We start from the raw sequence: 13,984 nt of genomic DNA on the forward strand, positions 1-13,984 counted from the left end.
GTGGGGTCGTGCACCGCCGTTTGACGACAGTCAAAGCGGCCGCTCACCAAGATTGCTCACTGTCGTCGGGTTAGGAACCTATACCGGTCGTTGACGCGTTGATGGACCAACGACCGCATTGGCCGAAAAGGGGGCGCCCGGGGATCCAGCAGGCGGCGCTCGTGGTCAGGCCTACGTTACTGCAGTCCATGCTCACGAAGGTCTCTCTGGGCTTTGCGGCGATAACGCGGGTTATCGCCGCACTGATGCGCCATTAAATGCATTCCTAATAATGAGGATTATCAGGAGAGGGGAGCGGTAGGGGTGGGTGGCCGCAAAGGCGCGAACCCGCGGGCCGTGATCGTTGGAAGCCCTCGGCCGAAATGAATGCAGCCACTGCACGCACGGGACTGCAGAAGTTGTGCAACGGAAGCGAATTTGGTGTGGCCTATCGATGCGGCCGACTGCAAATGAAGGCCCGGATAGAGCTATCATACCCTTCGTTTCGGGACACTGGCCCTCATTTCAGGCAGACGCTCACGCAACTAAACTTGTGTCCAGATTTCAACTAATTTTGTGACTACCCGAGCACATTGCCATCCGGTGCGCCGTTACATGGTCGCGCCGAATGAACAGGTCCTCGACCTTGCACATGGCGACCGTACTGCGGCGCGGCACCGCTCATTGAGTAACAACTTTTATTGAAACCGCGCATCGAGTTACACCTTTAGTTGCCGGCGTCGACGCGAGAGTCACAACATTAGTTGAAATCGGATTCAACCTCTGTGCCTTGCTGGTCAAGGGTCTCCGCGGGATTTCGACCGGCACGTCGATAGTTACAACATTAGTTGTGTGAGCGACGACGTCGCCGGATGGCACCTGGCGTGATGACGCTGGGCGTCGACGGGTAGCCGGCGTGCGCGCAACCGGATCGTCGCGACGCGGCCCGGACGCCGGACAGCACGCCGGGCGCGGACGCAAAAGGCGCGGACCGGCAGCGGGCGCTCCATCCGACGTACCCGACGGTACGCGCGGGCGCGCCGGGCGCGACCGCGTTTCCCCGCTGGCGCGTCGCCGGAGCGGGCTGCGCCCGCCTGGTCATCAAATCGATGCCGCTGACACGGTGATCGGTAGCACAAGGATGCGACCCCGGGGCGCAGGCCCGGTTTCACGGCGGCGTCATGCGCAACCCACGCCTGAGGACATGCGTGCAGTGCCTGTGATCGCGGATCAGTCCGGCCGCCGGCCAATTGCGCAAAGGCGCGCGGATCGGGTAGGGTGGCGCTATTCACAACCACAGGAAGGAAAAGCAATGAACAAGCAGGAACTGGTGGATGTGGTCGCCGCAAGGACAGGCGCGAGCAAGGCAGCAACCGGCGAGGCGATTGATGCGTTTATTGGCGCAGTCACGGCCGCCGTCAAAAAAGGTGACACCGTCCAACTGATCGGCTTCGGGTCGTTTTCCACGGGCGCGCGCGCCGCGCGGGTCGGCCGCAATCCGGCGACCGGCGCCGAGATCCAGATCCCTGCTGCGAAGACGGTGAAGTTCACGGCGGGCAAGGCGTTCAAGGATGCGGTGAACGGCGCCTGAGACCGGACGCAAGCCGTCACCCGGATTTCTGCCGATGGCGCGGCTGCCGGCAGGGTAGCCGCGACAGGTGCTAGCGGCAGCAACGGCACGGAGTGAGCGGGCAGGGCCTGGACCTCGTCCAGCCGGCCTGGTAGCATCAGTGCGAGATGCCGCGACGCACCGCCGCCCCTGCGATTCGCTGCATGTCTCTATAGGTAGCCGTATGGAAAATAGACGATCGCGGACCGGGCGCGAAATCTCGTGCCCAACGATCGGTGCGTTACTGCGCTACCGGGTGCGCGTCATTGCGGAAGCCCGCGGGCAACGCGCGATGATCGAATCGCTCGACACCACAGGCAGGACCTTTGTGAGCACCGTGAAGTGGGTCAGCCTGCGTGAGATGGGTAATCAGCTTTTCCGAAGCTGGATCTCTTCGCGGGTGATCGGTCGGTCATTCCGGGATGCCTGCGGATCAAATACCTCGACTCTCCAGCTTCGATATGGCCGCCGGTGCCCGAACGTGGCAAGTGCTTGCTCGTCCAATCGCACTGGATGCGGAAATTTGCTGCCCGTATACTGGCGCTGACATCGGGGGGAAAGAGTATGCGGCGCGTGATTGTTCGGCGGTCTTCAGTTCACGGCAAGGGCGTGTTCGCCATGCACACGCTCGCGGCGGGCGAACGCGTGCTTGAGTACAAAGGTGAAATCACCTCGTGGCGAAATGCGGTGCGCCGTCACCAGCGTGAAGGCGTCGCAGGCCATACGTTTCTCTTCGGGCTGTCGGACGGGACCGTGATCGACGGGAGTCGCGGCGGCAATAGTGCGCGCTGGCTGAATCACGCCTGCGCGCCGAACTGCGAGACCGTCGAGGACGAGGGACGGATTTTCATCCACACGCTCCGGTCGATCGGGGCCGGTGAAGAACTGTTCATTGAATATTTGCTCGCCACTGACGATCCGCTGGATGAAGACGTCCGGGCGCAGTACGCATGCCGGTGCGCCACGGCGGACTGTCGGCACTCGATGCTGGCGGACGCCGCGTGAACAGGGTGGCGGAGGAGGTGGTGGGCAGAATCGCTATCTCGAAAAGCACCGAGGGCTCGAAGCGGGGGAATGATGGATTTGTCCGGATAAGTGGCGATGTGGTTCTACATCTCGATGTGCTAAAACCGACGTTGCGAAAGGGAGATGCATCCGACACACCGTTAAACGCCAAGGCGAAAAAACAGATGTCGCTGAATCTTGAGGATTTGTGGTGACGCCATTAGGCGGCGTTTGCCCGATCAGGGAGCAGTCATATGCGGAAGCGGAAGCTCGCACGAAAGAGAGCAGGGGAAGTGAATCTGCCGGAACTGCTCGACCGGCTTGAACTGGCACTGACGGGGACGCCCGTGCGCATGTCCGTCTGTCGAGCGCTATCGGATCTGAACCGGCGGCTCGGCTCGACCAGCGACAAAACCGCTGCACGGACCAGTCGCTCAACAGCTTTGCCGCCTATGGGCGCTATCAACTGACGCCTTCTGTTGCGTTCACCGGCGCTTATGACTACCTCACCGGCGGAGCCGTCGATGGGAAGCCCCCAGCACGCTACCATCAGTTCAACGTGGCGGCCCACTACGCGCTTTCCAAGCGGACCGACGTCTATTGCCTGGCCACTTATGACCTTGCACACGGGACCGATTTGACCGGTCAGCATGCTGTCGCGTCCATTCTTACGATAACACCGTCGAATAGTGACAAGCAGTTCATTCTGCGATTCGGGATACTGCATTTTCTTAGTCGACGCGTAAGTGTCGTGTATCGCGAATGAATTCCCCCGACCTGCCGCGAGCTGATACAGGTGCGCACCTACGGCAAGTTATGCGATGCCCTTGGCTGCGCTTTGCGGGGCGACATCTTCGATAGTCGCGAACGCCTGACGCTCATTGAGAACGTCGGGTTGATCAGAGCATAGACGATCCCCCCGCCGACCGCGCATACGGTGGGAAGGGTGCCGGCCGATGCGGTGCCTCCTCGTGAATCTGTAGTTTGGAGCGAAGTGACCCACCTACGAACTAGGGGAGCGGCGAGTTACCCCGCATACCTCACAGTGGAGCATATGAAAAAATGCACGGCGCGACTCGTTCGGTAAGCGTAACGGGTCTGGAGTATCCCCGCTTAACTCACGTATTACCCGAGCGCGTCGCTTAGTCCGTACAATTCGTGGCGTTTCGCTACTGCGTCAACGTCGTGACTGAGTACTACGAGGTCGTGCAATTCGCCCATTCGATCGGCGACATGGTGACGAAACAGCGCCTCGGCTTTGAAACTCAGGTCCTCGAACACCGCGATTGCCGCGTGCTGATCGATCGTCATTTGTGTGACAAGCTTCTTTATCCCGAGTTCGAGCGCTTGTGCGAAGCACTCCTGGATGAGCGCCCGTCCGAGGCCAGTTCCGCGCGAGGAGGGCGTTACAAGGACCCTTAACTCGCCTACGTGGCGAGACCAACTAAGGTGGTCAATGACAATCGCCGTGCAACCAACTACAGTTTCGCCATTGCGCGCGATCAAGCTTGTCACCTCTCCGTTGTCCAATGCGCGCACCCACGCGTCAATAACCTTCGGATGACTAATATCGCGTGGCACGAAAAGTAGATCATGGTCAGGCAAGCTATCTATCAGCCGATCCAGTGCGCTTCGGTCGGCGCTTGTCATTCTTGAAATTTCGATCTGTGAACCTGTACATTCGATACTGCGTGGGTAGCTACGCAATGCTTCGGTCATATTGAACGGCCCTCCAGCCACGAATCGAGTTTTGGCCACATACGCTTCACTGCATTTGCGCCAGCGGCGATACTGACATGGCCGCCCGGCAACATGAGCTCTTCCTTGTCTAAAGATCCGACGCGCTCAACCAGAGGTTGCGCGCTCTGCGGTGGCACAATGTGGTCATATTGCGCAATGACATGAAGCAGCGGCACGGTAATGTCGCCAAGGTCGACGATGCGCCCCCCGATGCGCAGGGTGCCCTCGAACAATTTGTTGTCGCGCAGCAGTTCCTGGGTCATCTGGCGGAAGTACCCGCCTGGCAAGGGCAGTGTCTCGTTACCCCAGCGCTCCATCATCCGGTAACCCTTTACGAACTGATCGTTCCACAGGTTGTCCCATAACCGAAGCTGTCCAGCAACGCGGCTCACCGGTCGCAATGCGTCGAATCCTGCGATGACGACGTCGGCCGGAACGACACCGACTTTACCGACGAACTGCTCTATGTCGAAGTGGCGCTCATCCGACAGCGCCCGAAACAGTTCCATCTTTGTGAAGTCGACTGGCGTCGTGAGGCAGACCAGGTTCTTTACCGGACCGTCCGCATGCAGGGTCTGATAGATCACCGATAGCAAACCACCCGCGCAGTAGCCGAGCAAAGTTATGTCACGCTCCTTCGAGCGATGTTGTACACGACGGATACAGTCAGGAATGAAATCGAGCACATAATCGTCGATGATCAGATCCCTCTCATCGTCGGTCGGTGCGTTCCAATCGATCAGGTACACGTCGTAGCCGCGCCCGAGAAGGAACTCGACGAGGCTCTGTCCCGGCGCGAGGTCAAGAATGTACGCTTTGTTTGTCGGCGCCATCACGACCAGGATCGGCACGCGATAGACTTCGTCGAGGCTCGTGCGGTAGTGGACCAGTTCCAGAGTGCCGCGTCGGTAAATCACGGTCTTCGGTGTGCGGCCGACGGCGGGTGGTGGCGCACCGAGCAGCTCGACTCCTTTGAGTCCGCGTTGCACGGCACGGTCGACCTCGAGCTGAAGTCGCTCGGTCAGCGAGGGGGTAGCATCCTTGCGAGTGGACTTGACATCAGTTTGGGCGACCATAAGTCATTCCTTGCCCGTACGTTTGCCGCGTGGCGTTCGCTTTGTCGATGGCGTGGCGGTAGATGCTGCTTCTTCCGTCGTTGCAGGCGTTGAACTCGGCGGGCGACGCGTTCGCGCGGGCCGTGGGGACTCGCTGGTCTTGTCCGGAGGCGACAGACGGTCGAGTTTGAGCTCAATGCGGACGAGCGACTCAGCTAGTTCTGCAACTTGCTTGCGTGTCGGAAGATTAGCCTTGCGAAGATAGTTGTCGAACAGCGTCTCCAACATCTGTTGCATGCCTAGCGAAACAGACGAGAACTGATGCAGCGAGCGCACGACCTCTTGGGATTTCAGGCTGCCGGTTGCGAGCGAGTTGACGTCGCTTTCGAGGCGAGTCAGGGCTTCGCGCCAGATCTGTAGCGGATCGGGAAAAAATGGAGATGTCATTCGATGCCCTGTCAATCCATACGGGGTTTAATGAGCCAGCGCAATGTTGCGCATAGCGAGTTAAATCGGGCCGCGGCTATGCGCGGTCAATGTTCGCGCGGTCAGACGTGCTGTCGCTTGTCAATCGGAGCGGACTGGTGCCGGGCTTGACGCCCCAGTTACCGCTGTAGGTTTCACTTGCTTCAATTTGGGCAAGTTGCTGCCCCGCTATCGCTCGGCATGCCGTAACGGGATTAAGAAACGGGGAGGCCGTTAGTGCCATGGTCCACCGGTTGCGGGGTAACATGCGGCGCGCCATGCTGCAACGCCAGCCTTCAAGCAGCTCGCCGGACATCAGCGACATGAGCACCACATCGCGTCCCATACGCAGAGCGGACAATGGGAGCTCGAGATTGGAGGGCACCGACAGTTCGAGTGTGCGATCTACTGCTGGTTCATCGGTGTGCGCGTTCAGTGCCCGGCGCAGTGCCGCACCGATATGATCGAGCGCATTGCGCGCCGAACGAAGTACACCGCTGAAGTTCAGGAAGCCGTGGAACTGCCCCGCATAGTGCAGAAGTTCGACGGACACACCCGTTCTGCGCAGACGGTCGACGTATGCGAGACCATCATCACGTATCGGATCGAAGCCCGCAGTCACAACTAGTGCCGGAGGCAATTCGTGCAGCGTGGCATTGAACGCGGGCGACAGCCACGGATCCGTGAGGTCGGGCTGGTCCTGGCTAATCAGTACTCGGACGGCGTCGATGTCGTCTTTTGTCAGCAGGTAGCCGCTTGCGTTTTCGGCCATAGATGCGAAGTCGTCGACTAGATTCGTGGATGGATACGCGAGCACTTGAAGTCGTAGCGCCGCTCCGCCGCCTGTGACATAGCGCTGTGCGACCGCCGCAGCGATATTGCCCCCGGCTGAGTCGCCGCCCACCGCCAGCCGCGAGCTGTCGATGCCAACGGTGTGTCCTTCGCGTGCGATCCAGCCCAGCGCCGCCAAACAATCGGCGCGTCCAGCATACAGGTCGTGTTCCGGTGCCAGTCGATAGCGTACAGCGACCACAACGGCGTCGCTCGCCAATGCAATATGTTTGCAAATGGCGTCTGCCGTGGTGAGCCCGCCCATCACGAACGCGCCGCCATGAAACCACAGGAACGCAGGTTTGGATCCGGCAGTCTCCGATGGCCAGTAGAGCTTCAGTTCGATTGAATTGTGAGGGCCGGGAATCCACCTCGTCGTGATTTTGCTAACTGCGTCTGCTCGGCCGAGTGCTATGGCGGACAGACACCACGCCAGACGGGTCCAGTGGAGGTTGGTTCGGTTAACCGACTTCCGTTTCATCAGGTTGAACACCTTCAAAAACACCTTCGCCTCGGGATCAAGGGTCTTGGCCCGGATCTGTTTCGGTTGGCCGAAATCCTGCGCCTGCGACATCTTCAGGGGATTGGTCTCGCCGTCGCTAGTCGTTGAATTCAAGGTCTCCTCCGGTTCTAGGGACACGGGACGCCCATGTTTCCTATGATTGTCGCTTCGGCGATGGGTTGTCAGAGCGACGGAGAGATCCACTGGCAAATACACGCTGGCGGACACCTTGGCACGCCGGGTTTTAGCCAACGATCACCGAGTGACGGTTTCGCACACTATGGCTGCGAGACCAGCGCCCACGGAAGGTTCGATGCGACCGCGGCAGGGTTATTTTCGGCATGTTCGCGATAATCCATTCCGCGTGTTCGGGATCGTTGGCCGGCGAAATGGGGTATGCGTGCCGACGTCGACCGGTGCGCGTCGATCAGCGCGTAAGAGGGATTCTCACGATGTGGGGAATCGCTGAATGTCCGGTATGCACGAAGACAGGGCTATTTTGCGCCCAGTTTGGCCACACGGGTGTCTGAGGATCGCAAGAGGATGTCGATCCACCTGAAGCACTGGCAGGCACCGACACCACGCCGGAGCGGCTTCTCTGTACGAATCTACAAATGTCGAATGGGCGGGTCGGGTGGATGTTTCTCAATGCCTTCCGCGTCACGTCTACGGCATGTACGGCTGTGCGCTGCTTGCCAGGCGCTCCCGCGAAGGCTGCCGCCGAAGAATTGAAGACCTTGCGACATTGCGGCGCCGACTCGAGACGGAGCAGGCGATGCATTCTGTGCGAGGCGCTAACGCGCTCTACGATCGAATATCCGAAACAATGTCGAACCGACTGATGAGGCGATCGTGAGCAGGCACGGCTAACGGAGGCTACCGATTTCCGTCACGACGGTTGCCGTTGAACCAAGCCCAATCCACTTGACTACAGAAAGAAAACAGACGGATGACGGACGTTGAGGCATTAGACGGACGCGTGGCCCGGTGCGAGGGGAGGGGCGATGAACCGGCGACTACGGAAAGGTGGTCGAAATTCACGCTCCCGTTGCGCAATTAAAACCTTTCCCGAGGCGCCATCTCGTTCGATAGTTTCACCACAATCGAAGACAAAAGACATCGTTTCAAGGAGACATTACGTGGTCCATACGCAGACTCCCGCTATCGCGGGCGCCACAATACCAAGTTAGGTAAAACCATACGACATATTGAAACCGCGACGTTAGCGAATCCGCTCATCTGGCGAGTTTCTCTGTAGCAAACAGCTAAGTCGATACCGCAAGCAGCCATTGCAGCGCGAGATGCGCCTCGATGGGGAGTAAGTGCGCACTGTTTCCTGACCAAAGGCTCGCCGGCGCAACGGGAAAGCCGAAAGTGATGGTCGCAGCGCAGCGGCGCGGTAGGCGGACCTTGAAATGTCTGTTGCGTAGATGAATTCCGGTCAGTGCAACATGAAAGCTGTGCTTTGTTTATCAGTCCAGGCTCAGATGAGCCCCCTCTCATGGCAGGTTTGGCATCGAGTAATACACGGCGGAATTTGTGAGGAAGAGGGTGCCGATGCAGTTCTCGCTCGGTCCAGCGAAATCCCGTCGCATACAACTACCGGAGATCTATTTTGGTATCAAGAACCGAAGACACCGTAGCGGACGAACACGGCTATCAGTATCCGTTGCTGATCAAGCGTCTTCTAATGACGCCCCTTGTCAATGCGCCGGAGCAGGAAATTGTTTATCGAGGGCTCAAGCGTTACAACTACCGGGCGCTAGGGGAACGCATTGGGCAGCTGGCTAGCGCGTTGGCTGACCTGGGTGTCGAATTCGGCGATACGGTAGCCATGATGGATTGGGATAGCCATCGGTACCTCGAATGCTTCTTCGCGGTGCCGATGATGGGGGCGGTACTGCAGACGGTGAACGTTCGTCTTAGCTCCGAGCAAGTACTCTACACGCTGAATCATGCCGGACCCAAGGTCGTGCTTGTGAATCGCGACTTCCTTCCTCTCCTCGAAGAAATCAAGGATCAGCTCGAGACGGTTGAGAAATTTGTCCTGATCACCGATACCGGCGACTGCGACCTTGGCGCGATTCCGGTTGCCGCAGAATACGAGCAGATGGTTGAGGGTTCGTCGTCCGCTTTCGAATTTCCAGACTTCGACGAAAACACGCGCGCGACAATTTTCTATACCACCGGCACCACCGGGTTACCGAAAGGGGTCTACTTCACGCACCGGCAACTCGTTCTGCACACGCTTGTCGATCTCGCGGCATTCGGCACGACCGCCGTGCAAGGAAGGTTTCATCAGGGCGACGTCTACATGCCGACCACTCCGATGTTTCATGTGCACGCGTGGGGGCTTCCGTATACCGCAACCGTGCTTGGGGTGAAGCAGGTGTACCCAGGCCGCTACACGCCTGAGACACTGCTGGAGCTGAAGGAGAGGGAGGGGGCAACGTTTTCGCATTGTGTGCCGACAATCCTGCACATGATGCTGACCCATCCAGCGAGCAAGAATGTCGACATGCGCGGCTGGAAGATCGTGATCGGCGGGTCAGCTTTGCCGAAAGCGCTTGCGAAAGCCGCAATGGAGCGGGGAATTGACATCTTTTGTGGTTACGGCATGTCCGAGACGTGCCCTCTGCTGACAACCTCGCATCTCAGCCTGGCATTGCTCAGCGACAACATGGACTACGAGATCGAGATGCGCGTGACGGCTGGCCGTGCAGTGCCGCTGGTCGAGTTGCGTGTCGTCGATCCGGACATGAACGACGTACCGCGCGACGGGAAGACATCAGGCGAAATCGTCGTGCGTACCCCGTGGCTGACACAGGGTTATTTCAATAACCCGGAAGCGTCAAAGGCATTGTGGGCCGGCAGCTATTTACACACGAACGATATCGGCGTGCTCGGTACTGATGGATACCTTCGCATCACCGATCGGTTGAAGGATGTGATCAAGACCGGGGGCGAGTGGATATCGTCGCTTGAGGTAGAAGACGTAATAACCCAGCACCCCGCAGTGAGCGATGTCTGCGTGATTGGCGTTAGCGATGCGAAATGGGGTGAGCGCCCAATGGCAATCGTTGTGCTCAAGGACGAGTTCATTGGAAAGGTCGACGCAGAAGGGCTAAAGGACCACATGAAGGCTTTTGTCGAAAAGGGGATTATCTCAAAGTTCGGCATGCCAGACCGAATTATCTTCGTCGATACACTTTTAAAAACTAGCGTCGGAAAACTCGACAAAAAAACCATGCGCATAAAGTACGGAAGTTAAAATTCGCCCTGAAAAAGCACTTGCAATTGACCGCCTCATGGAGACAATGATGAACTCAAAATCTGGAACGATCGGAGATTTTCCGGAATCTCCTTTCCAGACAGCGAAGGATGACCTCGTATACAAGAAGGTTGGCTGGCGTCTGCTTCCGCTGTTGCTCGTCTGTTATGTGGTTGCGTTCCTGGATCGCATCAATATCGGATATGCCCAGCTGCAGATGCAGAAAACACTTAGCTATAACATGGAAGTGTACGCATTGGGCGCTGGCATCTTCTTTATCGGATACTTCCTGTTTGAAGTTCCAAGCAACCTGATGCTCGAGAGAATTGGCGCGCGCAAGACGCTTTTTCGCATCATGCTTTGCTGGGGCATCATTGCGTCGGCGATGGCTTTCGTCAGGACACCAACGCAGTTTTACATCCTGCGCTTCATGCTTGGCGCTTTCGAGGCCGGTTTTTTCCCGGGCATCATTCTTTACTTCACCTATTGGTACCCCTCCGTACGCCGCGGCCAGGTGGTCGCGATCTTCATGTCGGCGACGACAGTCGCGGGCATGCTGGCTGGCCCGATCTCGGGAGCGATCCTGAAGTACCTCAACAACGTCGGCGGATACTACGGCTGGCAGTGGCTCTTTATTCTGCAGGGACTGCCGGCGGTAGCATTGGGCATTGTGGTTTTCCTGCGCCTGGACGATGGCCCCGGGGCTGCAGCGTGGTTGTCGGCGGACGAGAAGGCTCTGCTGAACGAGCGGCTCGAGCGCGACGAAAAGGAGACTTCGGGCGAGAGTGCTGGTGGTTTTCTGCATATGTTGCGCGACCCAAAAGTATACGCTCTCTCGGCTGCGTACTTTTTACTGCTCGGGGCAAGCTATACCGTTGTCTTCACGCTTCCTGCTTTGATTCACGGCTGGGGGATCAAGGACCTGTTCGGTGTGGGTATTCTGGCGGCGGTTCCGCAGGTCTGTGCGATCGGGGGAATGATTTGGATCGGTCGCCATTCCGATGTGCATAAGGAACGTCGTTGGCACTTCGCGTTTTCAACCACGTTGGCGGCAGCTGGGCTTGGCGTGGTTGCGGTGATGCAAGGCCAGGCGACAGGGCAAATTGTGGCTTCGCTCGTTGGCATGACCGTGGCCTATATTGGATTGAGCTCGGCGACGCCGCTGTTTTTTACCCTGACGAGCGAATACCTGTCTAAAGGTGCCGCCGCGGGCGGTCTTGCACTCGTCAGCAGTCTCGGCAATCTTGGCGCCGCAGCTGCGCCGTCCGTCAACGCGATGCTTACCAAGAGTATGGGAAGCAATGTCTATGGTCTCTATCTTGTGATGGCACTGTATGTCGTGTCCGGGCTTCTCATTTTGCTGGCGATCAAGGCAACCGGTGAGCGTTCCGGCGCCCGTTCGCAAATCACGGGCCGGGTATAGCCAGTAGACGAACACGTTGTGTTGGCGCCGGAACAGGCTAGAGAGGCAAGGGTGTGCTTTTGCATCGGGTGCTCTGGCCTCGGGAAGGCGTGTGTTGGTACCAGGGGCCCCATCCGGACCAGGCGAGAACTTCGCTCGCCTGGTCTTGGGTTGTGGGACTTGCTTGTCATCGCCGCGCCAGCAAAGCTGAAATCGACTCACAGGGCGACGATCTCGCAGAACGCGGTTCAAGTCACGGCATTTGAATTGATCGTTGCTTCCGAATAGTCAATCTACGATGACGGCCCCCCGATAACGAGCGTGTAGCCGAGGCTATTCCGCCCGGGACGTTGGGTGTCATCAGAGCCCGACAGTGAACAACTCCAGCTGCGCGAAAGCCGCGCCGATGTTCGTGTCGGTCGTAGCTGAGTTGCCCACGTCACTGTCGCCGGCAACGCCGCCTCTGCAGGGTGTCGATGGCGCCTGCGCTCAACGTGCGGCTTTCTCACCGAAATTATTGGCTCCGAGAGGACGACCAGCAAGTCGAAAAGTCAGACGAATGCAAGGTCGGGAAATCTTCGACATGATTGGCATGCTTGTTTCATTGGTTTGACACCAGGAATCCGCGTTGCCCACCAGATTCGGGTCACAATCGATCGGTACCTGCTGATGCAGAGGTAAGATTGAGCCCCATTTATGAGAGGCATTGAATGCAGTTGACTTGCTCGGGATTCAGGGAAAGGGTTTACCCTGTACACAAAATCGCCGCCCTCGTTTTCGCGATGTCCAACGAGGGAATCAATCCAGAAGAAGTTCTGGCCGGCACCGGTATTGCGCCGGAGAGACTTCAGTCGCCCAGTACCCGGGTGTCATATGAACAGACGCAACAAGCGTTTCTCAACGCAGTTCGACTGAGTTCGAGCACGAACTGTGCGTTCCGTGCCGGTGAGTACATGCGCGTCACGGCTTACGGTATGTACGGCTATGCGCTGCTGAGCAGTCAGTCCCATCGAGACTCGGCGGAGTTCGGATTGAAATACCACCGCGTGACGGGACCGGTGGCCGATATGGCATATGCCGAAGAGGGCAAGGATGCGATCTTCGTATACACGCCGCTGCTGTCCAATCTGCCGGACGACGATCTGTACCGATTTACGACGGAGTTTCAGCTCGCAAGCCATTACACCATCTGTCGCGATCTATACGGATCAGCTTTTGGGCTTTCGGGCGTTCACCTTCGATACGCCCCGCCCAAACACGCGAGCGACTACGAGAGATTCTTCGGCTGCCCAGTTCTTTTTGAACAAGAACGCAACGAACTCCGATTTGACTTGCATTGGATGGCAGAGCCAATGCCATATGCGAACGCGGTTACCAATGCCCTGGCACTGGAGATGTGCGAAAAAAGCCTTGCCGAAGTCAGAAAGGCCGGGAGTATCGTCGGAGATGTCTATCGGGTCTTGTTCGAGCATCCGGGTCGGTTTCCAAACATCGATGCCGTGGCCAAGGAATTGAACACCAATGAGCGGGCACTGCGCCGTCGTCTCGCGGCCGAGCAGACGTCATATCGAGATATTGTGGCCGAGGTGCGGATGCGTCTTGCGATCGAGTATCTGCGCCATACCGATATGACAAACGAAGAAATTGCGAGTCGGCTTGGCTACAGCGAGGCGACCAATTTCCGCCACGCATTCGTTCGCTGGACAAAACGTAATCCAACGGACTATCGCAAGTGATACTCGCTCATATGCGATAGTCCCCAGGTAAAGATCCGGATCCTAAACCGCAGAGTCCCTGACGCGGCTGGTACCTCGGAACGGCGGTCGAAACTAATCCTGGCTTGAGCAAATAAAACCTTCCGGGCGCATCACTGGGTTAGTTACTCTAGCAGCCAGAAGATCACGAAGAGCCGTTGCAATGACGGTTCGCCGCGGTCGCTGAACATGGCGCGCGACTCGGTTGACGCACGGAGACCAACTCTTGTAGCAAGCCCAGCCTGAATCCATACAGGCCGGAGCCGCGGCGTCTTCGCCGGACGGGACGGTCTCGTATATGGAAAAGTTGTTGACGCCTGTTGATGCCTGTTGTCGCTGTTGCCCGTCTGCAAAACGATTCGCATACCCGG

Annotated in this window: 10 protein-coding genes; 6 read left to right on the top strand and 4 right to left on the bottom strand. The window is 58.0% G+C overall.

The window, feature by feature from the left end:
• Nucleotides 1–1,183 precede the first annotated feature (1,183 nt).
• The 3 genes from GNZ13_RS50445 to GNZ13_RS50455 all read left to right on the top strand — a co-directional run bounded on the left by GNZ13_RS50445 (nt 1,184) and on the right by GNZ13_RS50455 (nt 3,063).
• Complete coding sequence (locus tag GNZ13_RS50445; RefSeq protein ID WP_172178949.1) at nt 1,184–1,570, top strand: HU family DNA-binding protein; 387 nt, start codon at nt 1,184–1,186, stop codon at nt 1,568–1,570.
• 582 nt (nt 1,571–2,152) lie between these two features.
• Nucleotides 2,153–2,593 carry an SET domain-containing protein gene (locus GNZ13_RS50450; protein ID WP_172178950.1) on the top strand — a complete coding sequence of 147 codons (441 nt, stop codon included), beginning with the start codon at nt 2,153–2,155 and terminating at the stop codon, nt 2,591–2,593.
• A gap of 254 nt (nt 2,594–2,847) precedes the next feature.
• On the top strand, nt 2,848–3,063 hold the full coding sequence (locus GNZ13_RS50455) for a hypothetical protein (RefSeq protein ID WP_172178951.1): 216 nt from the start codon (nt 2,848–2,850) through the stop codon (nt 3,061–3,063).
• Nucleotides 3,064–3,718: 655 nt separating this feature from the next.
• Here GNZ13_RS50455 and GNZ13_RS50460 read toward each other — a convergent pair.
• The 4 genes from GNZ13_RS50460 to GNZ13_RS50475 all read right to left on the bottom strand — a co-directional run bounded on the left by GNZ13_RS50460 (nt 3,719) and on the right by GNZ13_RS50475 (nt 7,324).
• Nucleotides 3,719–4,312: a GNAT family N-acetyltransferase gene (locus GNZ13_RS50460; protein ID WP_172178952.1), complete on the bottom strand. Its 594-nt coding sequence runs from the start codon at nt 4,310–4,312 to the stop codon at nt 3,719–3,721.
• A complete protein-coding gene (locus tag GNZ13_RS50465) occupies nt 4,309–5,409 on the bottom strand; it encodes a PHA/PHB synthase family protein (RefSeq protein WP_172178953.1) in 1,101 nt (366 codons plus the stop codon). The genes GNZ13_RS50460 and GNZ13_RS50465 overlap by 4 nt, the downstream gene beginning before the upstream one ends.
• 3 nt (nt 5,410–5,412) lie before the next feature.
• Nucleotides 5,413–5,835, bottom strand: coding sequence for a hypothetical protein (locus tag GNZ13_RS50470; RefSeq protein ID WP_172178954.1), 423 nt, complete (start codon nt 5,833–5,835; stop codon nt 5,413–5,415).
• Between the two features lie 76 nt (nt 5,836–5,911).
• Nucleotides 5,912–7,324: an alpha/beta hydrolase gene (locus tag GNZ13_RS50475; protein ID WP_172178955.1), complete on the bottom strand. Its 1,413-nt coding sequence runs from the start codon at nt 7,322–7,324 to the stop codon at nt 5,912–5,914.
• 1,531 nt (nt 7,325–8,855) lie between these two features.
• Between GNZ13_RS50475 and GNZ13_RS50480 the strand changes: the two genes are divergently transcribed.
• From GNZ13_RS50480 to GNZ13_RS50490, 3 genes are all read left to right on the top strand, one after another.
• Nucleotides 8,856–10,457, top strand: coding sequence for a fatty acid--CoA ligase (locus GNZ13_RS50480; RefSeq protein WP_268959256.1), 1,602 nt, complete (start codon nt 8,856–8,858; stop codon nt 10,455–10,457).
• Nucleotides 10,458–10,506: 49 nt separating this feature from the next.
• Nucleotides 10,507–11,880 carry an MFS transporter gene (locus GNZ13_RS50485; protein WP_172178956.1) on the top strand — a complete coding sequence of 458 codons (1,374 nt, stop codon included), beginning with the start codon at nt 10,507–10,509 and terminating at the stop codon, nt 11,878–11,880.
• A 761-nt stretch (nt 11,881–12,641) separates the two neighbouring features.
• Nucleotides 12,642–13,595 (top strand): AraC family transcriptional regulator, encoded by a 954-nt coding sequence (locus GNZ13_RS50490; RefSeq protein WP_172178957.1) that lies wholly within the window; start codon nt 12,642–12,644, stop codon nt 13,593–13,595.
• The last annotated feature ends 389 nt before the right edge of the window (nt 13,596–13,984 follow it).

The organism is Paraburkholderia elongata (genome assembly GCF_013177735.1).
In the GTDB taxonomy this organism is placed as follows: domain Bacteria; phylum Pseudomonadota; class Gammaproteobacteria; order Burkholderiales; family Burkholderiaceae; genus Paraburkholderia; species Paraburkholderia elongata.